We start from the raw sequence: 20,236 nt of genomic DNA on the forward strand, positions 1-20,236 counted from the left end.
GATAAAAACGAAACGTCAGTCGCTCGCTTGCGGGCGGCGAATCAGCACCAGCGCGGCGATGGCCGCGACGAGCGTGACGGGGATGCTCGCGCCGATCACGACGGGCGCGCTGCGGCCGGCGGCCAGCAGCGTCGCGGCCGCGAGCGGCCCGACGACGGAACCGAGCCGACCGACTGCCACCGCCGCGCCGACGCCGGTGCCGCGCATCGCGGTCGGGTAATAGATCGCCGCGAGCGCATACAGCACCGACTGCCCGCCGACCACGAACATCCCCGCCGCGAACGCGGCCGCCGCGAGCGACGCGAAACCGGGCGCGGCCGCGAGCGCGGTGAGCGACAGCACGATCCCGACATACATGCCGCCAACCACGCGCGACGCGCGCATCCGGTCGAGCGCCGCGCCGATGCCGAGCGCGCCGAGCCCCGCGCCGACGTTGAACGCGATCTGCACGAGGCCGACGTGCGCGCGATCGAGCCCGCGCGAGGCCATCAGCGAAGGCAGCCAGTTCAACAGGAAGTAGAGGACGATCAGCGTGCAGAAGTAGCTGACCCACAGCGCGACCGTCGACGTCGTACGGCCGTCGCCGAACAGCGTGCGCGCGACGCTGGTGCGCGCGGCCGGCGTGCCGGCGACGTCGAGATACGCGCGCGATTCCGGCAGGAACAACGCCAGCAGCGGCACGAGCAGCAGCGGCCCCACGCCGCCGACGTAGAAGATGTGCCGCCATTCGGTGTCGCCGGCGAGCAGCACGCCGATCAGCGACGCGATCACGCCGCCGAACGGGATGCCGCAGTACATCGTCGCCACCGCGCTGCTGCGCGAGCGCGGCTCGACCGCCTCGGACGACAACGCGATCAGGTTCGGCATCGCGCCGCCAAGGCCGATGCCGGTCAGCACGCGCACGACGACGAGCATCGCGAAGGTCGATACCTGCGCGGTGGCGATCGACAGCAGTCCGAACAGCACGGTCGACGCGATCAGCACGCGCTTGCGTCCGATCCGGTCGGCGAGCCACCCGCCGAGCATCGCGCCCGGCAGCAGCCCGAAGGTGCCCGCGCTGAACGCGATGCCCATCTGCGACACGGAAAGCCCGAATTCGCGCGCCATGCGGGGCGCGGCGACGCCGACCGACTGCAGGTCGAGCCCTTCGAGGAGTGCGATCGCGAAACACAGCGCGAGCGTGGTCGCGACCGTGGGTTTTTCGGCAACGTAAGTGTTCATCGTGTCTCCAGTCCCATGTCTTGTAGTCGGTCGGCCCGTACCGGCCGACCTTATCAGGCAGCCTGATTCACTGGCCGCAAGAATGCCTGCCGGTATCGTGGCCGGCAGGTCGTTGTTCCTGCTTGCTTCGGTTTGCTTCTGCTTACGCGTAGATCACGTCGGGATCGCGTCGCGCCGGGTCGTACAGCGCGTCGATCGTCGCCGCGCGATGCTTCTGCACGGCCGCCTGGTTCAGCGAACCCTTGTCGGTCACTTCACCGAGATCGAGCGACGGCGGCGTGTCGATCAGCCGGATGCGCGCGACGAACGTCGAACCGCCGCTCGCATGCCGGTTCAGCCCGGTGAGCCATGCTGCGAACGCCGCGCGCACGGCCGGCGCGCGCAGCACGTCGGAAACCGATGCATCGGCTGCGAGCCCCGCCAGCGCACGGCACGCGTCGATGCGCGGAAACACCAGCAGCCCGATGTCGTCGCGATTGATCCCGGTGACGACCACGTCCTGCACGTACGGCGCGCCGCTCGACACCGCGTTCGCCCGCAACGGCCCGACGCTGACGAACGTGCCGCTGCTCAGCTTGAAATCCTCGGTCAGCCGGCCGTCGAACAGCAGCCCGAGTTCCGGCCGCGCCGGATCGGCGAAGACGCCCGCGTCGCCGCTGCGGTAATAACCCTCTTCGTCGAACACATCGCGCGGATCGACGTCGGCATGCCAGTAGCCGCGCATCACGTTCGGCCCCTTGAAGCGCAGTTCGAGCTTGCCGCCGCACGGCACGAGCTTCGCGTCGCAGCCGGGCGCGGGCAGGCCGATGTAGCCGGCGCGCATCAGCGGCCCGGTCGTGAACAGGCACGACGGCGACGCCTCCGTCATCCCGAGGCCGGCCATGATCCGGATGCGCTCGCCGCAATGCGCGTCGGTCACGCGGTCGAGCCGATCCCACGCGGCCTGCGACAGCCCCGCGCCGCCGAAGAAATACAGCTTCACGCGCGAGAAAAACGTGTCGCGCAGCACGGCATCGCGCTCGAGCGCGGCCGTCAACTCTTCCCAGCCCTTCGGCACGTTGAAGTAGATCGTCGGCGCGATCTCGCGCAGGTTGCGCACGGTTTCGTCGAAGCGGCCCGGCATCGGGCGGCCGTCGTCGATGTACAGCGTGCCGCCGTTGTACAGCGCGATGCCGAGGTTGTGACTGCCGCCGAACGTGTGATTCCACGGCAGCCAGTCGACCAGCACCGGCGGTTCGCGCGTCAGCTCGGGCATCGTCTGGCGCAGCATCTGCTGGTTGCTGCACAGCATCCGGTGCGTGGTCGGCACCGCCTTCGGCAGCTTCGTCGAACCCGACGTGAACAGGATCTTCGCGAGATGATCGGGGCCGATCGCTTCATGGATCGCGTCGATCGTACGCGGTACGGTCGCGAGCAGGCGCGACAGCGGCACGACGCCGCCCGCCGCGCCGGTTTCCGCATCCGCATCGTTCGCGACGATCAGCGCCGCATCGGCCGGCAGCGTCGCGTCGAGCGCACGCGCAAACGGCGCGCGTTCGGCGACGAACACCGCGCCCGGCCGCAGCACGCCGAGCGTGTGACGCAGCTTGCCGTAGTCGGTCGACACCAGCGAATACGCGGGCGAGATCGGCGCATAGGGCACGCCGGCCAGCATCGCCGCGAACATCAGCTGCAGATGCTCGAGATCGTTGCCGGACAGCACCGCGAGCGGCCGCTCGACCGACAGCCCGAGATCGACGAGGCCCTGGCCGAGCGCGCGGGCGCGTTCGAGCATCCGCGCGTAAGTGATCTCGATCCAGCGGCCGTCGGCGCCGCGCCGCGCGGCGAGCACGCGGTCGGGATGCGCGTGCGCGCCGCGCACGAGGCAGTCGGTCAGGCGCGTCGGATAGTCGCCGAGCGGTTCGCGCGAGCGCAGGTACCACGTGCCGTTTTCCGCGCGACGAATTTCGGCCGAGCCGACCGCGACGGCCGCCGCGCGATAGCGCACGCCGTCCGTGTCGTTCGCCGGCCCGCTCGCGGGCGTCGCAACATTCATCGTCGGCTCGCTCATATCGGGTAGTGACGCGGTGTGGTCTGCACGGTGATCCAGCGCAGCTCGGTGAATTCGGCGATCGACGCGCGGCTGCCGAAGCGGCCGTAGCCGCTCGCCTTCGTGCCGCCGAACGGCATCTGCGCCTCGTCGTGCACGGTCGGCCCGTTGACGTGGCAGATCCCCGATTCGATCCGGCGCGCGACCGTCATCGCGCGTGCGATATCGCGGCTGAACACGCTCGCCGACAGCCCGAACTCGCTGTCGTTCGCGAGCGCGACGGCTTCGTCGTCGCTGTCCGCGCGCAGGATCGCCACCACCGGCGCGAACGATTCCTCGCGATAAAGCCGCATGTCGCGCGTGACGCCGTCTACGATCGCGGGCTGCATCGTCGCGCCCTCGATCCGGCAGCCGAGCGGCAGGCGCGCGCCGTGCAAACGCGCATCCTCGACGAGCGACGCGGCACGCGCGGCCGCGGCCGCATCGACCATCGTGCCGAGCGCATGGCCCGCCAGCGGATCGCCGGCGACCAGCGTGCGCGCCTTGTCGGTCAGCCGTTCGACGAGCGCATCGGCGACCGGCCGCGCGGCGATCACGCGTTCGGTCGACATGCAGATCTGCCCCTGGTTGAAGAACGCGCCGAACGCGATCGCGTCGACGGCCGCATCGAGATCGGCATCGTCGAGCACGAGCACCGGCGCCTTGCCGCCGAGTTCCAGCAGCACGGGTTTCAGGTGCGCGGCCGCATGGCGCGCGATGATGCGCCCGACGTGCGTGGACCCGGTGAAGTTGATCCGCTTCACGTGCGGATGCGCGATCAGCCGCTCGACGAGTTCGGGTGCGTCGGCCGCCGCGTGCGTGATCACGTTGACCACACCCGCGCCGAGCCCGGCGTCATCCAGCACCGCGCCGATCAGCGCGTGCACGCCCGGGCACGCTTCGGACGCCTTCAGCACGACCGTATTGCCGCACGCGAGCGGCATCGCCAGCGCGCGTGTGCCGAGGATCACCGGCGCGTTCCACGGCGCGATGCCGAGCACGACGCCGCACGGCACGCGCATCGCGAGCGCGAGATTGCCGGGCACGTCGGACGGAATCACGTCGCCGTCGATCTGCGTCGTCATCGACGCGGCCTCGCGCAGCATGTTCGCCGCGAGCGTCACGTTGAAGCCGAGCCAGCCGGGTGTCGCGCCGGTTTCGGCAACGCCGGTCGCGATGAACGCGTCGATGCGTGCGTCCATCAGGTCGGCCGCCTTCAGCAGCCGGCGGCGCCGCTCGGTCGGCGCGAGCGCCGCCCATGCGGGGAATGCGCGGTGCGCGGCATCGATCGCCGCGTCGGCGTCGGCCAGGCCGGCCGCCGGCGCGCGCGACGCGAGCGCGCCCGTCGCGGGGTTGAATCGGTCGAAGGTTCGGCCGTCGCGGGCGGTACACCACTCGCCGGCGATCAGCATCCGTCTGTCGGTCATGTCGTCTCCTGCCTTGCCTGTCTCTGTCGATTGCGTCGGCGCTTGTATCAGCGCTTGTATGCCTGCAGGCCCGGCTTGATCGTCTTGTCGTCGAGGAACTGCTTCAGCCCCTGCTCGCGGCCGCGCTCCGGATCGCGCAGCTGCGCCTGGTCGAGCTTCGCATACAGGTAATCCTCGCACTGCTCCCACGTGAGTTCGCGCGAACGCTTGAAGCCGTGCTTCGCCGCGCGCAGCACGACCGGGTTCTTGTCCATCAGCCGCGCGGCGAGAGCGATCGTCGCGTCGCGCAGGCCGGCCAGCGGCACGCTGCTGTTCACGAGGCCCATTTCAGCGGCCTCCGCACCGGTGAACGTGTCGCCGGTCATGATGTAGTGCAGCGCGCGGCGATGCCCGACCGTGTCCGCCATCGCCTTGCTGACGAGGTTGCCCGGCGGGATGCCCCAGTTGATTTCCGACAGGCCGAACACCGCTTCGTCCGCCGCGATCGCAAGGTCGCACGCGACGAGCGGCGAGAATCCGCCGCCGAAGCACCAGCCGTTCACCATCGCGATCGTCGGCTTGTTGTACATCCGCAGGCGGCGCCACTGCCACTCCGATGCGTCGCGTCGCACCTTTTCCTGCAGCGCGTCGGAGCCGCCGTCGATCTCGCGGAAATATTCCTTCAGATCCATGCCGGCCGTCCACGCGGCGCCCGCGCCGGTCAGCACCAGCACCTTTGCCTCGTCGTCGAATTCGACCGCGTCGAGGACTTCCAGCATCTCCCGGTTCAGCGTCGGGCTCATTGCGTTGCGCTTCTCGGGGCGGTTCAGCGTGACCCACGCGATGCCGGCCTCCACCTTCACTTCAACGGTCTGCCAGCGGTTGTCGTACTTGCTCATGTCGGTTCCTGTCGTTCGTTCCTGTGCGATTCGGTGCGCAGCATTCCTGCTGCGGACGGCTTCATTTAATATCAGGCTACCTGATATTGCAAGCGGCACGAGCGCCGGTGTAAACCCGGAGCGGAACGCGGCGGCAACGATGAAATCGGGGAACGGTCAGGCGACCGGTGAGCAGGCGGGAAAGCGAACACGGGCCGCACGGGCCCGTGTCGTGGAGGTTCGGGGAAAGGGTCAGCCGCGCAGGTTGCGTGCGAACAGTTCGAGCGCGCGCTGCACGTGCGTCGCGTCGTCGATGGAGACGTCGCCGAGCATTCGCGTCTCGAGCGGACGCAGCACGGCTTCGCATTCGCGCAGCATCGCCGCGCCTTCGTCGGTCAGCGTCAGCAGGATGATGCGGCCATGCGACGGGTCGGCTTCGCGCGTGACGAAACCGCGGGCGGCCATCACGCTCATGACCTCGTTCGCCGATTGCGGCGTGATGAACGAGCGCTCCGCCAGCTGCGCGTTCGACGACGCACCGCGCGCCTCGAGCACCGACAGCGCCGTGTATTGCGCGAGCGTGATGCCGAGCGGCGCGAGCGCGTCGGTCATGTGGCGGCGCAGCAGCCGTTCGAGACTGCCGACCACGTAGGTCAGGCGCTGCGGCACGCGGGCCTTCGGCTTGTCGCGCGTCGCACGGGCGGCGTTCTTCGCGGCGTTCTTCGCGGCGTTTTTCGGGTTCGCGGGCTTGGTCGGTGCGGAACTCATGGTGCGGGCGGGATGGAATTGCGGGCCATCTTACCAGCACGTCGGGGCGCGAACGGCGTGCTCCGGCAAGCCGGACTGCCACCGTGCGTTCGTGCATGCGCGGCAGACCGCGCGCCTGATCGCCTGGCTCGCCGCGTCAGACGCATCCCATGAACGGGATCCGATACGCGGTCAGCCGCGCGGCGCCCCCGCGAATCGCGCCGTCGGCAGCCCCATGTAGCGCGTCCGGGCGACGAATACGCCGCCGGCGTGCGCATCGCTCGCCAGCGCGTCATCGCTCAACCCGACACGGGCGCTCGTCACATAAAGCCGGCCTTCGCCGTCGAGCGTCACGCAGCTCGGCTGCGCAGTCGGCACGGTAACGCGGTCCGTCTCGACGCCGTCCGGCCCGTAGCGCACCACCCGCCGGCCGCCCCACTGCGCGTTCCACAGGCCGCCGTCGCGATCCATCGTCGAGCCGTCCGGGTCGCCGTCCGCATCGGTCAGTCGCGCGAACGGCCGCACATTGGCCACGTCGCCGCCCGCGCCGTAATCGCAGACGCGAATCTCGCGCACCATCGAATCGCAGAAGGTCATCTTCGTGCCGTCCGGCGAGAACGCTATGCTGTTCGCGATCGCCGCCGCCGGCAACGCAAGCCGGTCGAGCGTGAGGTCCGGATTGAGCCGGTAGAAGCCGCCGACCGCGCGCGGCGGGTCGCCGCCTTCGTCCTTCATCCCGAACACGAACGCGCCGAACGGATCGCAGCGGCCGTCGTTCAGGCGTGTCGGCAGATCGGGTTCGACGTCGACGATCCGCGTGAATTCGCCGCTGCGCAGATCGAAGAACGCAAGATGCGTCGCGAGCCCGACGAGCAGCACATTCGGCTCGTTCGTCAGCGCGAAGCACGCGAGCCGTTCAGGCATCGGCCACTGCGCGAGGTGCGAGCCGTCCGCGCGGCAGCGCCACAGCCGCGCGCCTTCGATGTCCGTCCAGTACAGCGCGTGCGTCGCGTCGCACCACGTCGCGCCTTCGCCGAGCGTATTGCGGCTGTCGACCAGCAGCGCCGCCGCGCCCGGATGAATCTGTTGCATGCCGTCTCCCGATGTCTGTCGCCTTCGCGGGCGGCCGCGCGTTCGTCAGGGTCAGATCTTCATCGCGCGCCGCTGGTTGCGACGATACTGGTCGAACAGCACCGCGAGCAACAGAATTCCGCCGCGTATCAGATATTGGTAAAAGGTCGGCACGTTCAGCAGGCTCATCGCGTCCTGCACGGAACCCATGATCAGCACGCCGACCAGCACGCCGGAAATCGTCGCGACGCCACCCGTCAGCGACACGCCGCCGAGCACGCACGCGGAGATCACGCCGAGCTCGAGGCCGACGGACGTTTTCGGATCGCCGAGGCTCATCCGCGACGCAAGCATCACGCCGGCGAAGCCGGTCACGAGCCCCTGCAGCACGAACACCGCGATCTTGATGCGCATCACCGGCAGCCCCGCGAGCAGCGCGGCCTCGCCGTTGCCGCCGACGGCCAGCACGTTCTTGCCGAACACCGTCTTGCGCAAGAGGAAGCCGAACACGACGAAGCCGACGATGTTGCTCCAGATCGGATACGAGATGCCGAGGAACGACCCGCCGCCGAGCTCGAAGAAGCGCTCCTCCGAAATCATCACCGCGTCGCCGTTCGACGTGATGAACGCGAGCCCACGCACGACTTCCATCATCGCGAGCGTGACGATCAGGGAATTGATCCGCCAGCGCGCGATCAGCACGCCGTTGACGAGCCCGACCGCACCGCCCGCGAGCACGCCGGCCGCGATGCCGAGCACGACGCTGTGCGTCGCGGTGATCAGCGTCGACGCGACGACGCCCGAGAACGCGACGATGGACGCGACCGACAGGTCGACCTCGCCGAGCGCGAGCACGAACATCATCGTCACCGCGATCGAGCCGATCAGCGTGACCGACAGCAGCAGGCCCTGGATGTTACGGGGCGTGAGGAAGTCCGGCACGGTCAGCGACAGCGTCGCGAACAGCACGAGAAACACCATCACGATGCCGGAACGGTTGATCAATTGCCACACGCCGCCGCGCGCGCGTGCGGGCACGGCGGCGGCATCGGGGGACGGGGAAGTGCGTTGGGGTTGCATTGCCTGGCTCATTTCATTTGCATCCGGTTGATCATTGCGGGGCGCTAGCGCGGCAGCGCGAGCTTGATCAGCGCGTCGGGCGTCGCCTGCGCCTTCGCGACCTCGCCCGCGATCCGTCCTTCCTTCATCACGACGATCCGGTCCGACACGCCGATCACCTCGGCCAGGTCGCTCGACACGATGATCACCGTGCGGCCCGCTTCCGCGAGCTCGTAGAACAGGTTGTAGATTTCCGCGCGCGCGCCGACATCGATGCCGCGCGTCGGCTCGTCCATCAGGAACACGTCGATGCGCTCGGCCAGCCAGCGCGCGAGGACGACTTTCTGCTGGTTGCCGCCCGACAGCGCGCCGATCGGCGTCTCGCCGTCGCGGGTCTTGATCGCCAGCCGCTCGATGTAGCGTTGCGCGAGCTCGCGTTCACGCCGTGCGTCGAGCAGCACGCGCGCCGGGCTGAAATGCCGGCGCGCGCTGATGTTCAGGTTGTCGGCCACCGACGCGATCGCGACGATGCCCTCCTGCTTGCGGTCTTCCGGGCACAGCGCGATGCCGGCACGCACCGCGTCGCGCGGGCTCCCGAACGCGACGCGACGCCCGTTCAGCTCGACGTGCCCCGCACTCGGGCGCGCGGCGCCGTACAGCAGCTTCATCAGCTCCGAACGGCCCGCGCCGACGAGCCCGAAGAAGCCGACGATCTCGCCGCGCCGCGCGGCGAACGACACGGGCTCGGATAACCCGGGCCCCGCCAGCCCTTTCGCCTCGATCAGCACGTCGCCGGCCGTGCGCGGCCGGTAGCCGTACACGTCCTCGATCGAGCGGCCGACCATGCAGCCGATCAGCCGGTCGCGATCGAGATCGGCGACGGATTCGAACGTGTCGATGCGGCGGCCGTCGCGAAACACGGTCACGCGGTCGCACAGTTCATACACTTCCTCCATCCGGTGCGTGACGTAGATGATCGCGCGGCCTTCCGCGCGCAGCGCGCGGATGATGCGGAACAGCTGCTTGGTTTCGCGCGCGGACAGCGAGCTGGTCGGTTCGTCGAACGCGATCACGCGCGCGTCGCGCATCAGCGCCTTGCCGATCTCGATCATCTGGCGCTGGCCGATCGACAGATACTTCACCGGAATGCCCGGATCGATGTGCTCGCCGAGCCGCTCCAGCGCATCGAGCGCGCGTACGGCAAGCGCACGTTCGTCGACCACGCCGAGCCGGCTCGGCAACTGGCCGAGCATCAGGTTCTCCGCGACCGTCAGCTCGGGCACCAGATGCAGCTCCTGGTAGATGATCGCGATGCCGGCCTCGAGCGCCGCGCGCGTCGACGCGAAGCGCTGCACGGTGCCGTTCAGCGTCAGCGTGCCGGCCTGCGGCTGGTTCACGCCGGACAGCACCTTCAGCAGCGTCGACTTGCCCGCGCCGTTCTCGCCCATCAGCCCGTGCACTTCGCCCGCGCGCACCGACAGCGACACGCCATCGAGCGCGCGCACGCCCGGGAACGTCACCGTGATGCCGTCGAGCGCGAGCAGTGCGCCGCCGGAGGTGGCCGCGTCGTCGTTGTCGGACACGGCCGTCATCGTCTGCATCGTCATCGCGTCGTCGCCCCGCACGCTCAGATGCCGAGCTCGGTGCGCACGGCCTGCCAGTTCGCGCGCGTCATCAGCTTGCCGCTCGTCTGCGTGTCGGCGGGCGGCGTCTTGCCGTTACGGATCCAGTCGACGAGGTTCTGCGTGCTGTCCTTGCCGTGGTTCGTCGAGCTGACCGCGATCGTCCCGTAGAAGCCGGTCGGTTCCTTCTTCTGGAATTCGGCGAACGCCTCGCCCGCGCCGTTGATGCCGACGCCGATCACGTCGGCCGCCGGGATGTGCAGCTGTTCGGTCGCGCGCACCGCGCCGAGCACGGTTTCCTCGTTCAGCGCGAAGACCACCCACTTCTTCACGTTCGGATGGCGTGAGAGCACCGGGAAGGCCGCTTCGAGGCCGCCGCTGTCATCGGTCGTCTTCTGCGGCGCGTCGAAGATGTTCTCCTTGCGGAAGCCGTTCGCGAGCAACGCCTGCGTCGCGCCGTCGGTACGCAGCTTCGCCGTCGGCAGCTCGTAGTTGGTGATGCGCAACGCGCCGACTTCCTCAGGCTTCCAGCCGCGTCGCTTCATCTCGTCGGCGATCGCCTGGCCGACCTGGTTGCCGATCTTGGTCGCCGACATCCCGAGGTGCGGCACATTCGTGAGCGGCTTGCCGGTCGAGTCGACGAGCTGGTCGTCAACCGTCACGAACTTCATGTTGTAGCGCTTCGCGCGCGCGGCGATCGCCGGCCCGAGGCGCACGTCGGGTGCGCAGATCACGAAACCCTGCGCGCCTTGGGAGTTGAGGTTGTCGATCGCGGCCAGCACCTTCTCGCCATCCGGCGTGCCGATCTTCACGACCGAGAAGTTTTCCTTCTGGCCCAGCGCGGACGCCGCGTTCTGCTCGTTGATGAACCATGCCTGCTCGGGCATCTTCACCAGGAAGCCGATCTTCAGCGGCGCGTCGGCATGCGCGGCGCCGTGCATGCCGAGCGGCGCGATGCAAAGCGCGGCCAGCAGCGCGCGCAGGGTGTGCCGGCGAATCGTTCGGTTGGTTCGGTTCATGCGGTGTCTCCTTGTCTATTGGCTGGGGTCTTCAATACTCATCGCGCCGGGTCGCGCTCGCTGTGGCGTGCGCCGGCACGGTGTCAGCGGCCGAACGCGTCGGTCCCGACGCGCCGCCCGAACAGAAACGCGTCGGCGACGAGCCGCAACGGCCGTACGTCGACGTCGCTTTCGCCGCGCGCGATCAGCGCGCGGAAATGCGCATACAGCGCCGGATACTCGCGCTCCGGCCCGATCTCGACCGGCGCGCCGTCGATCGACAACTGCGCGCCGCCGCGGCTGATCGCGAGCACGCCGTCCGACGTGTCGACCGCGATCTCCCACTGCTCGACCGGGCCGTGGCGCCAGTCGAATTCCGCACGCACCGGCACGCCGTCCGTATCCGCGCAATCGAGTTCGGCCGCGATCGGCATCTGCGCGTCGCTCGGCACATAGAGCGTCGCTTCGCGCAGCACGAGTTCGCGCGGCAGGATCCGCGTGACGATCGACAGCGCGTTGATGCCTGGATCGAACACACCGAGGCCGCCCGGCTCCCAGATCCATTGCTGCCCCGGATGCCAGCGTCGCACGTCTTCCTTCCAGCGCACCTGCACCGCGCGGATCGTGCGCGTCGCGAGCCATGCCCGCGCCGGCTCGACCGCGCTCGCGCAGCGCGAATGCCAGGTCGCGAACAGCGTGAGGCCGCGTTCGCGCGCGAGCGCGTCCAGCGCAGCCACTTCGCCGAGCGTCGCGCCCGGCGGCTTCTCGAGCATCACGTGCTTGCCGGCTTCGAGCGCGGCGCGTGCCTGCGCGTAGCGCACCTGTGGCGGCGCGCACAGCGACACGGCGTCGAGCTCGCGCTCGGCGGCCAGCAGCGCGGTCAGATCCGGATAATTGCGTACCCCGTTGACCTCCGCGTGACGGCTCGCGCAGGCGGTCAACATGAAGCCCGGCTCGGCGGCGATCGCCGGCAGATGCTGGTCGCGCGCGATCTTGCCGATCCCGATCACGCCCAGCGAAATCACCTTGCTCATTTGCGTTTCTCCTTCGCCATTCGCTCAGCGCGCCCAGCGCAGCACGAGCGGATCGAGCCGGCGTGCGATCGCGATCAGCTCCGCACGCGTATCAGGGTGCAGTTCCGGCATCGGATGCCGCGGCCGCTCGCACGCGATCACGCCGCCTTCGCGCATCAGCGCCTTCGCAGTCAGAATCCCGGACTGGCGGTTCTCGTGATTGATCAGCGGCAGCCACGCCTGATAGCGCGCGAACGCATCGTCGTGCCGCCCTTCGCGGAACGCTTCGAGGATCGGCCGGATGCCGTCCGGAAACCCGCCGCCCGTCATCGCGCCGGTCGCGCCCGCATGCAGGTCGGCGAGCAGCGTGATCGCTTCCTCGCCGTCCCACGGCCCTTCGATCGCGTCGCCGCCGAGCCGGATCAGCTCGCGCAGCTTGTTCGCCGCACCGGGCGTCTCGATCTTGAAGTACGCGACCTGCTCGATCTCGCGCGCCATCCGCGCAAGGAACGGCGCGGACAGCGCGGTGCCGCTCGCGGGCGCGTCCTGGATCATGATCGGGATGTCGATCGCATCCGACACGCGCGCATAGAAATCGAAGATCTGCGCTTCGGGCACGCGGAACGTCGCGCCGTGGTACGGCGGCATCGCCATCACCATCGCCGCGCCGAGCTGCTGCGCGCGCAGGCTGCGCGCCGCGCAGACCTGCGTGCTGTAGTGCGATGTCGTGACGATCACCGGCACGCGGCCGGCGACGTGCTCGAGGATCGTGCGCGTGAGCACGTCGCGCTCGTCGTCGGTGACCGCGAATTGCTCGGAGAAGTTCGCGAGGATGCACAGGCCGTCCGAGCCGGCGTCGATCATGAAATCGACCGCGCGCTTCTGGCTCGCGAGGTCGAGCTCGCCGGTGTCGGTAAACGTCGTCGGGACGACGGGGAAGATGCCGCGATAGCGCGGTGTGCTGCTCGATGTCATGGTTCGGTCCTGCGTCAGTCGAAGCGGCGTTCAGCCGGAAAACAATGCGTTCAGGATTCGCCGGCGAACGCGCCCGCGGCCGGCTCGGGCGTGCGCAGCGCGGCGCGGACCACGAACGTCATCAGCACCGCGAACAGCAGCGTGGCCGCGAGAAAATACAGGCCGGCCGCGAGGCTGCCGGTCGATGCCTTGATCAGCCCGATCCCGTACGGCCCGAAGTAGCCGCCGAGATTCGCGAGCGAATTGATCGCCGCGATACCGACCGCCGCGCTCGTGCCGGTCAGGAATTCGCCGGGCAGCGCCCACACGACGGCCTGGATCGAATAGAGCGAGAACGCGGTCAGGCAGATGAACATGAACTGCAGCGCCGGTTGCCGCACCCACGCGCTCGCGGCCATCGTCACCGCGGCGGCGGCCGACACGACGACGATGTGCCAGTAGCGCTCGCGCTTGCGATCCGAATGGCGCGGCACGACGAGCAGGCCGGCCACCGCGAACAGGTACGGCACCGCGGACAGCAGCCCGGTCGCCGCATCGCCGGTGCCGAATGCGTGGATGATCGTCGGCAGCCACAGCGAGAGCCCGTAGATGCACAGCGGAAACGGCAGAAACAGCGCGGCGAGCAGCAGCACGCGGCGGTCGCGCAATGCGGCGAGCGGATTGCCGTGCGAATCGGGGCGATACGTGTCGCGGTCGGCGGCGAGCTGCCGCGCGATCCAGCGGCGTTCGTCGTCGTTCAGCCAGCGCGCATGCGCGGGCGACTCCGGAAGCAGCCGCAGCGTGGGCCATGCGAGCAGCACGGCCGGCAGGCCGCTCACGACGAACAGCGTCTGCCAGTCCGACAGGCCGAACAGCCCGTGCGTGGACAGCAGCCAGCCGGCGAGCGGGCCCGTCACGATGCCGGCGAGCGGCTGCGCGAGCACGAGCAGGCCGATCACGCGGGCACGGTCGCGCATCGGGAACCATTGCGTGAGGAAGTACAGGATGCCGGGATAGAGGCCGGCTTCGGCAGCACCAAGCAGAAAGCGCAGCACGTAGAAGCTGGTCGGCCCCTGCACGAGCGCCATCGCCATCGTGATCACGCCCCACGTCGCGAGGATGCGCGCGAACCACACGCGCGCGCCGAAGCGTCCGAGCGCGAGGTTGCTCGGCACCTCGCACAGGAAGTAGCCGATGAAGAACAGGCCGGCGCCGAGTCCGTACGCGGCATCGCCGAGGCCGATCGCCGCGTTCATGTGCAGCTTCGCGAAGCCGACGACGGTGCGGTCGACGTAGGCGACCACGTAGATCAGCGCGAGGAACGGCACCAGCTTGCGCGTAAGCAGGCGGGTCAGTTGCCGTTCGTCGACGGCTGCCGGCGAATCGGACTGTTCCGCCGCGATGTGCGCGGGCGTGTACTGCGTCGTCATCTTGTCTCCTGTCGGTCTGCGTTAGCGCTTTGGCGCTTGCGTACGTCCCATGCTTCGCGGTCGGTCTGCGTTTGCGCCTTAGCCCTTACGCTACGCCTTCCTGAGCGCTCGACCACATCCAGCGCATCACCCTGCTTCCCTCAGGCCCCGCCGCCGTCCGTGTCGGTATGCACCTGCCCGCCGCTCAATGCGAATGGCTCGGCACGTCCGCGCCGCGCGTGCCGACCAGGAAGTCGAGGTCGCACCCCTCGTCGGCCTGCAGCACGTGATCGATATACAGCCGTGCGTAACCGCCCTTGCCGAGCTGCCCGGCCACGCCCGGTGCCGCGGTCGGATCGACGTCCGACAGGCGGCGCTGCAGTTCGTCATCCGTAATATCCAGGTGCAGCGTGCCGGCCTCGCAATCGAGCTCGATCCAGTCGCCGTTGCGCACGGCGGCGAGCGGCCCGCCGGCAGCCGCTTCCGGCGCCACGTGCAGCACGACCGTGCCGTACGCGGTCCCGCTCATCCGCGCATCCGAGATCCGCACCATGTCCTTCACGCCCTGGCGCAGCAGCTTCGGCGGCAGCCCCATGTTGCCGACCTCGGCCATCCCCGGATACCCGCGCGGCCCGCAGTTCTTCAGCACCATCACCGAGCTCGCATCGATGTCGAGCGCTTCGTCGTTGATCGTCGCCTTGTAGTGCTCGAGGTTCTCGAACACCACCGCGCGGCCGCGATGCTTCAGCAGCTCGGGGCTCGCCGCCGACGGCTTCAGCACCGCACCGCGCGGCGCGAGATTGCCGCGCAGGATGCAGATTCCGCCGTCCGCGATCAGCGGCCGGTCGAGCGGGCGGATCACTTCGTCGTCGTAGTTCGGCGCTTCGCGCACGTTGTCCCACAGCGACTTGCCGTTGACCGTCAGCGCGTCCGGATGCGGCAGCAGCCCGCCTTCGCCGAGCCGGCGCAGCACGGCCGGCAGCCCGCCCGCGTAATAGAACTCCTCCATCAGGAAGCGTCCCGACGGCATCAGGTCGACGATCGTCGGCGTGCCGCGGCCGATGCGCATCCAGTCTTCCAGTTCCAGCGGCACGCCGATGCGGCCCGCGATCGCCTTCAGGTGGATCACCGCGTTGGTCGAGCCGCCGATCGCCGCGTTCGCGCGGATCGCGTTCTCGAACGCGGCGCGCGTCAGCACCTTCGACAGCACGAGCCCTTCGAGCGCCATCTCGACGATGCGAATGCCGGACATGTGCGCGAGCACGTAGCGGCGCGAATCGACGGCCGGAATCGCCGCGTTGTGCGGCAGCGCGACGCCGAGCGCCTCGGCCATGCACGCCATCGTCGACGCGGTGCCCATCGTGTTGCAGGTGCCGGCCGAGCGCGACATTCCAGCTTCGGCCGACAGGAAGTGATGCAGGTCGATCTCGCCGGCCTTCAGCGCTTCATGCAGCTGCCACACGGCCGTGCCCGAGCCGATGTTCTTGCCTTCGAGCTTGCCGTTCAGCATCGGGCCGCCCGATACGACGATCGCCGGCACGTCGCAGCTCGCCGCGCCCATCAGCAGCGCCGGTGTCGTCTTGTCGCAGCCGGCGAGCAGCACGACTGCGTCGATCGGGTTGCCGCGGATCGCTTCCTCGACGTCCATCGAGGCAAGATTGCGCGTGAGCATCGCGGACGGCCGCAGGTTCGATTCGCCGTTCGAGAACACCGGGAACTCGACCGGGAAGCCACCGGCTTCCGAGATCCCGCGCTTCACGTGCTCGGCGAGCTTGCGAAAGTGTGCGTTGCACGGCGTCAGTTCGGACCACGTGTTGCAGATGCCGATGATCGGCCGGCCGTCGAATTCGTGATCGGGAATGCCCTGGTTCTTCATCCAGCTCCGGTACATGAAGCCGTTCTTGTCGTTCGTGCCGAACCATTGGGTGGAGCGCAGCCTGGGTTTTGTTGCCGACATCGTCAGTCCTGTGGTGACGGGATACCGGCGCAGTCTAGGCAGAATTTTGATAACTCGCTAATGACGTTTTAGGCGATTACGATATCGATTCCGATATCGATATAAACCCGTACGATGACCGAAGCCAGCCCGTGGGGAAACCGCAATCGCCTGAAGACGCGCCAGTTGCTGCTGGTCGTCGCGCTCGCCGACGAAGGCAGCATTCACCGCGCGGCGGCCGCGCTGAACATGACGCAGCCGGCCGCGTCGAAGCTGCTGCGCGAGCTCGAGGAATCGATCGGCGCCGTGCTGTTCGAGCGGCTGCCGCGCGGGATGCGGCCGACGCTGTACGGCGACGCGCTGATCCGCCACGCGCGCGCGGCGCTCGGCAGCCTCGATCAGGCGCGCGAGGAACTGGCCGCGCTGAAGGCCGGCCATCTCGGGCACGTGGCGGTGGGCGCGATCACGTCGCCGGGATTGCGGCTCGTGCCGCCGGCCGTCGCGGCCGTGAAGGGGACACATGCGAACGTGCGCGTGTCCGTCGCGATCGACACGAGCAACGCGCTGCTCGAACACCTCGCGCAGGACAAGCTCGACATCGTGCTCGGCCGGCTGTCCGCCGAACACGACAAGCTGCACCTGCGCTACGAGCCGCTGACCGGCGAGCCGGTCGCCGCGGTCGTGCGGCCCGGCCATCCGCTGCTCGCGCAGGCGCCGCTGTCGCTCGCCGACGTGCAGCGCGCCGCGTGGGTGATGCCGCCGGCCGGCAGCGTGCTGCGCCATCGGTTCGAGCTCGTGTTCCAGCGCGCGAGCCTCGCGCCGCCGGCGAACGTCGTCGAGACGGCCGCGCTACTGTTCATCACGCAGTTGATCGAGCAGAGCGACATGATCGCGGTGCTCGCGGAGGATGTCGCGCGGTACTACGCGCGACACGGGATCGTCACGGTGCTGCCGCTGGAGATGGACTGCCGGATGGACGATTTCGGAATCATCACGCGCACCGACCGGCTGCATTCGCCGGCCGTCGAGGTGATGGCCGACGCGATTCGGGCGGCTGCGCGGGAGGTTTACGGCGTCGCGCTGTGACGCGGCGACGGGGGGTGTGGCCCGCCCGCGTTGACTTCTTCGAGCACGAAGTGCTGCGGCAACGCGCGGCAGTTGAAGTCGATCGGGGAGCTGCGCAGCCAGGTCGAACGCTACGAGCGCTTGCAGACCACGCTGCTCGCGGATACGCCGTCGTTCCAGGTCGAGCACGAGGAGATCCTGCAGGCGTGCCGCGCGCGCAATGCGCGCGCCGCCCGTTCGATGACGGTTGCGCACCTCGAATCGGCCAGAAGCATCGTGATGCGGCTCGTCGAAGGCGGTTGAGGCCGGCACCGCGTCTGCCGTGTTCCACACCGCACGCGGCTGCGCGGCGGGCCGCGCCGGTTGCGGCGGGAACCTCGAAGTGCTCCGCGCCGCCCCGCGCGATATCTACCGCGTCGCGCTCTCACTCGATACACGGCCTGTCGTACCGCGCACCACCAGCCGCGGGGCCGACGCCGTTCGCACGCGCGACGCATCGTCGATCTGCCCGCCCGCCTCGCGCAATGCATTGAGCAGCTCGACCGCGAGCCCCGCCGCCTCGCCGGTCGGGATCGCGACCGTCGTCAACGTAGGCCGCGTATCGCTCGCCAGATGAATATCGGTAATGCCGACGATCGACAGGTCGTCGGGCACGCGCCTGCCGCGATCGGCTGCCGCGTGCAGCGCGCCGATCGCGGGCAGGTCGTTGGTCGCGACCAGCGCGGTCAGCCCGGGATGCGCGTCCAGCAACTGCCCCGCCGCGTGCACGCCGCCTTCGATCGAATCGTGCCCGGCGCCGACGCGTGACGCGTCCAGCCCGGCTTCGCGCATCACATCGACGAAACCGTCGTAGCGCGCGGCCTGCACGCCGTTTGCCGACCCGCCGACGATCACGCCGATCTCGCGATGCCCGAGTTCGACCAGATGCCGCGTCGCGATCCGCCCCGCCTCGCGGAAATCCACCGCGACGCACGGCAACCCTTCCGGCGGCGCATCGGGCCGCTCCCACAGACACAGCACGACCGGCACGCCGCGCCGCGCAACGTCGGCGAGATCCGGCAGGTGCAGGTTCGCGTTCGTCACGAGGATGCCTTCGGAGATCGTACCGGCGATCTGGTCGAGATACGCGCGCCCCTGCAGCGGGTCTTCATTCGTATTGCAGACGATCAGGAACTGCCCGTTGCGGCGCACCGCGCGCTCGACCGCGAGCGCGAACTCCGGATAAAACGGGTTCGCGATGCTCGACACCATCAGCGCGACCGTCGGCGCGCGCCCTTCCGCCAGCGCCCGCGCGGCCAGATGCGGCCGATAGCCGAGCGCCTGCACCGCTTCGAGCACCCGCGCGCGGGTCTCATCGCCAACCCGCCCGCGATTGCGCAGCACGTTCGACACCGTCGCGGCCGTCACGCCGGCGCGGCGGGCCACTTCATCGAGTGTCGCCATCCATTGCTCACTATATGAGACGTTGATCCAGTATTTGCTTCGCTCATCGAAGCGGCGCATCATCGCCGCACACCTTGCCGCCCCCGCGACGGGCGCGACTCGGCCGCGATCGCTATCGGCTCTTTTTTTTGATCGCGATGATTAAGCGCTTAAGCATCGATGAAAGCGCATTAAAACATGGAGCGGAGACAATGGCGAGCATCTCGATGCGGCGCGTGCAGAAAGCCTATGGCGAGCACGCGCCGGTCATTCGCGACGTCGATCTGGAGATCGGCGCGCACGAGTTCTGCGTGTTCCTCGGTCCGTCTGGCTGCGGCAAGTCGACCCTGCTGCGGATGATCGCGGGCCTCGAGGACCTGAGCGACGGCGAGCTCTCGATCGACGGCCGCCGCGTCGACGACGTGCCGGCCGCCGAACGCGGCGTCGCGATGGTGTTCCAGAGCTACGCGCTGTTTCCGCACATGACGGTCTACGAGAACATGGCGTTCGGGCTGAAGCTCGCGCGCGTGCCGAAGGCCGAGATCGACCGGAAGGTGCGCGACGCCGCGCGGATCCTGCAGCTCGATACGCTGCTCGAGCGCAAGCCGAAGGCGCTGTCGGGCGGGCAGCGGCAGCGCGTCGCGATCGGCCGTGCAATCGTGCGCGAGCCCGGCGTGTTCCTGTTCGACGAGCCGCTGTCGAACCTCGACGCGGCGCTGCGCGGTCAGACCCGCGTCGAGATCGCGAAACTGCACCGGCAGTTCGAACGCGCGAGCGTCGTGTACGTGACGCACGACCAGACCGAAGCGATGACGCTCGCCGACAAGATCGTGCTGCTGCACGCCGGCGCGGACACCGCGCAGCACGGCAGCATCGCCCAGGTCGGCGCGCCGCTCGAGCTCTATCACCATCCGGTGAGCCGCTTCGTCGCCGGCTTCATCGGCTCGCCGCGAATGAACTTCCTGCCGGCCGTCGTCGCCGCATGCGACGCGCAGCGCACGACCGTCACCGTCGTGCCGTCCGGCGAAACCTTCACGCTGCCGCGCGACGGCTCCGCGCTCGCGCCCGGTGCCGCCGTCACGCTCGGCATCCGCCCCGAACACCTGACGCTCGGCGCCGCGCTCGACGCGACGACGCTCGCGCGCGACGTCGTGCTCGTCGAACGTCTCGGCGAGCAGACCTACGTGCACCTCGATCAGCCCGGCGGCACGCCGCTGATCGCGAAAGTGCCCGGCGACGCGGCCGTGCGCAGCGGCGAGCGCGTGCACGCGCATGCGCCGGCCGCGGCCTGCCATCTCTTCACCGAAGACGGCCGCGCGGTGCCCGCGTGCGCCGAACTTCCCGTCCACCACTACGCATAAGGATCG

General features: G+C 69.0%; 17 protein-coding genes. 3 read left to right on the plus strand and 14 right to left on the minus strand.

From position 1 onward, the window contains the following. Positions 1-15: 15 nt before the first annotated feature. The 13 genes from mhpT to DIE11_RS13755 form a co-directional block, all read right to left on the minus strand. The gene (gene mhpT / locus DIE11_RS13695) at positions 16-1,221 is read right to left on the minus strand and encodes a 3-(3-hydroxy-phenyl)propionate transporter MhpT (RefSeq protein WP_124624599.1); all 1,206 of its coding nucleotides are present in this window, start codon (positions 1,219-1,221) and stop codon (positions 16-18) included. 142 nt (positions 1,222-1,363) lie between these two features. Continuing rightward, positions 1,364-3,271 carry a feruloyl-CoA synthase gene (locus DIE11_RS13700; RefSeq protein WP_124624602.1) on the minus strand — a complete coding sequence of 636 codons (1,908 nt, stop codon included), beginning with the start codon at positions 3,269-3,271 and terminating at the stop codon, positions 1,364-1,366. Beyond that, positions 3,268-4,716: an aldehyde dehydrogenase gene (locus DIE11_RS13705; RefSeq protein ID WP_124624604.1), complete on the minus strand. Its 1,449-nt coding sequence runs from the start codon at positions 4,714-4,716 to the stop codon at positions 3,268-3,270. Before DIE11_RS13705 ends, DIE11_RS13700 begins: the two co-directional genes overlap by 4 nt. Positions 4,717-4,763: 47 nt before the next feature. Next, positions 4,764-5,594 carry a p-hydroxycinnamoyl CoA hydratase/lyase gene (locus tag DIE11_RS13710; RefSeq protein WP_050013424.1) on the minus strand — a complete coding sequence of 277 codons (831 nt, stop codon included), beginning with the start codon at positions 5,592-5,594 and terminating at the stop codon, positions 4,764-4,766. Between the two features lie 231 nt (positions 5,595-5,825). Continuing rightward, positions 5,826-6,341, minus strand: a complete 516-nt coding sequence (locus tag DIE11_RS13715; protein ID WP_124624607.1) for a MarR family winged helix-turn-helix transcriptional regulator — start codon at positions 6,339-6,341, stop codon at positions 5,826-5,828. 171 nt (positions 6,342-6,512) lie between these two features. Further along, entirely contained in the window at positions 6,513-7,412 is a 900-nt protein-coding gene (locus tag DIE11_RS13720; RefSeq protein WP_124624609.1) for an SMP-30/gluconolactonase/LRE family protein, read from the minus strand. A 51-nt stretch (positions 7,413-7,463) separates the two neighbouring features. Next, a complete protein-coding gene (gene araH / locus DIE11_RS13725; RefSeq protein ID WP_124624613.1) occupies positions 7,464-8,483 on the minus strand; it encodes an L-arabinose ABC transporter permease AraH in 1,020 nt (339 codons plus the stop codon). A 32-nt stretch (positions 8,484-8,515) separates the two neighbouring features. Continuing rightward, complete coding sequence (gene araG / locus DIE11_RS13730; RefSeq protein ID WP_124624616.1) at positions 8,516-10,057, minus strand: L-arabinose ABC transporter ATP-binding protein AraG; 1,542 nt, start codon at positions 10,055-10,057, stop codon at positions 8,516-8,518. Between the two features lie 20 nt (positions 10,058-10,077). Beyond that, positions 10,078-11,091: an arabinose ABC transporter substrate-binding protein gene (locus tag DIE11_RS13735; protein WP_124624619.1), complete on the minus strand. Its 1,014-nt coding sequence runs from the start codon at positions 11,089-11,091 to the stop codon at positions 10,078-10,080. 83 nt (positions 11,092-11,174) lie between these two features. Continuing rightward, the gene (locus tag DIE11_RS13740) at positions 11,175-12,104 is read right to left on the minus strand and encodes a Gfo/Idh/MocA family protein (RefSeq protein ID WP_124624621.1); all 930 of its coding nucleotides are present in this window, start codon (positions 12,102-12,104) and stop codon (positions 11,175-11,177) included. Positions 12,105-12,128: 24 nt separating this feature from the next. Further along, positions 12,129-13,058, minus strand: a complete 930-nt coding sequence (locus tag DIE11_RS13745; RefSeq protein WP_059604723.1) for a dihydrodipicolinate synthase family protein — start codon at positions 13,056-13,058, stop codon at positions 12,129-12,131. Between the two features lie 50 nt (positions 13,059-13,108). Next, positions 13,109-14,467, minus strand: coding sequence for an MFS transporter (locus DIE11_RS13750; protein WP_124624623.1), 1,359 nt, complete (start codon positions 14,465-14,467; stop codon positions 13,109-13,111). 184 nt (positions 14,468-14,651) lie between these two features. Further along, a complete protein-coding gene (locus DIE11_RS13755; protein ID WP_059604718.1) occupies positions 14,652-16,403 on the minus strand; it encodes an IlvD/Edd family dehydratase in 1,752 nt (583 codons plus the stop codon). Between the two features lie 114 nt (positions 16,404-16,517). Between DIE11_RS13755 and DIE11_RS13760 the strand changes: the two genes are divergently transcribed. Together DIE11_RS13760 and DIE11_RS13765 are read left to right on the plus strand one after the other, a co-directional pair. Then, positions 16,518-17,468, plus strand: coding sequence for a LysR family transcriptional regulator (locus tag DIE11_RS13760; RefSeq protein ID WP_124624626.1), 951 nt, complete (start codon positions 16,518-16,520; stop codon positions 17,466-17,468). 30 nt (positions 17,469-17,498) lie between these two features. After that, positions 17,499-17,750, plus strand: coding sequence for an FCD domain-containing protein (locus DIE11_RS13765; RefSeq protein ID WP_260437110.1), 252 nt, complete (start codon positions 17,499-17,501; stop codon positions 17,748-17,750). Between the two features lie 105 nt (positions 17,751-17,855). Here the strand turns inward: DIE11_RS13765 and DIE11_RS13770 are convergent, their stop codons facing one another. Next, the gene (locus DIE11_RS13770) at positions 17,856-18,890 is read right to left on the minus strand and encodes a LacI family DNA-binding transcriptional regulator (RefSeq protein WP_059604706.1); all 1,035 of its coding nucleotides are present in this window, start codon (positions 18,888-18,890) and stop codon (positions 17,856-17,858) included. A 191-nt stretch (positions 18,891-19,081) separates the two neighbouring features. Here DIE11_RS13770 and DIE11_RS13775 point away from each other — a divergent pair, with 191 nt between their 5' ends. Then, complete coding sequence (locus tag DIE11_RS13775) at positions 19,082-20,230, plus strand: ABC transporter ATP-binding protein (protein WP_124624629.1); 1,149 nt, start codon at positions 19,082-19,084, stop codon at positions 20,228-20,230. The last annotated feature ends 6 nt before the right edge of the window (positions 20,231-20,236 follow it).

This window comes from Burkholderia sp. Bp9012 (genome assembly GCF_003853825.1).
In the GTDB taxonomy this organism is placed as follows: domain Bacteria; phylum Pseudomonadota; class Gammaproteobacteria; order Burkholderiales; family Burkholderiaceae; genus Burkholderia; species Burkholderia diffusa.

Excerpts from the sequence above, each read along its gene's own strand:
- araG (WP_124624616.1), bottom strand. The coding sequence starts at position 10,057 with ATGACGATGCAGACGATGACGGCCGTGTCCGACAACGACGACGCGGCC.
- DIE11_RS13705 (WP_124624604.1), bottom strand. The coding sequence starts at position 4,716 with ATGACCGACAGACGGATGCTGATCGCCGGCGAGTGGTGTACCGCCCGC.
- DIE11_RS13720 (WP_124624609.1), bottom strand. The coding sequence starts at position 7,412 with ATGCAACAGATTCATCCGGGCGCGGCGGCGCTGCTGGTCGACAGCCGC.
- DIE11_RS13710 (WP_050013424.1), bottom strand. The coding sequence starts at position 5,594 with ATGAGCAAGTACGACAACCGCTGGCAGACCGTTGAAGTGAAGGTGGAG.
- DIE11_RS13735 (WP_124624619.1), bottom strand. The coding sequence starts at position 11,091 with ATGAACCGAACCAACCGAACGATTCGCCGGCACACCCTGCGCGCGCTG.
- DIE11_RS13700 (WP_124624602.1), bottom strand. The coding sequence starts at position 3,271 with ATGAGCGAGCCGACGATGAATGTTGCGACGCCCGCGAGCGGGCCGGCG.
- DIE11_RS13760 (WP_124624626.1), top strand. The coding sequence starts at position 16,518 with ATGACCGAAGCCAGCCCGTGGGGAAACCGCAATCGCCTGAAGACGCGC.
- DIE11_RS13745 (WP_059604723.1), bottom strand. The coding sequence starts at position 13,058 with ATGACATCGAGCAGCACACCGCGCTATCGCGGCATCTTCCCCGTCGTC.
- DIE11_RS13770 (WP_059604706.1), bottom strand. The coding sequence starts at position 18,890 with ATGGCGACACTCGATGAAGTGGCCCGCCGCGCCGGCGTGACGGCCGCG.
- DIE11_RS13750 (WP_124624623.1), bottom strand. The coding sequence starts at position 14,467 with ATGACGACGCAGTACACGCCCGCGCACATCGCGGCGGAACAGTCCGAT.
- DIE11_RS13775 (WP_124624629.1), top strand. The coding sequence starts at position 19,082 with ATGGCGAGCATCTCGATGCGGCGCGTGCAGAAAGCCTATGGCGAGCAC.
- DIE11_RS13715 (WP_124624607.1), bottom strand. The coding sequence starts at position 6,341 with ATGAGTTCCGCACCGACCAAGCCCGCGAACCCGAAAAACGCCGCGAAG.
- araH (WP_124624613.1), bottom strand. The coding sequence starts at position 8,483 with ATGAGCCAGGCAATGCAACCCCAACGCACTTCCCCGTCCCCCGATGCC.
- DIE11_RS13740 (WP_124624621.1), bottom strand. The coding sequence starts at position 12,104 with ATGAGCAAGGTGATTTCGCTGGGCGTGATCGGGATCGGCAAGATCGCG.
- mhpT (WP_124624599.1), bottom strand. The coding sequence starts at position 1,221 with ATGAACACTTACGTTGCCGAAAAACCCACGGTCGCGACCACGCTCGCG.
- DIE11_RS13755 (WP_059604718.1), bottom strand. The coding sequence starts at position 16,403 with ATGTCGGCAACAAAACCCAGGCTGCGCTCCACCCAATGGTTCGGCACG.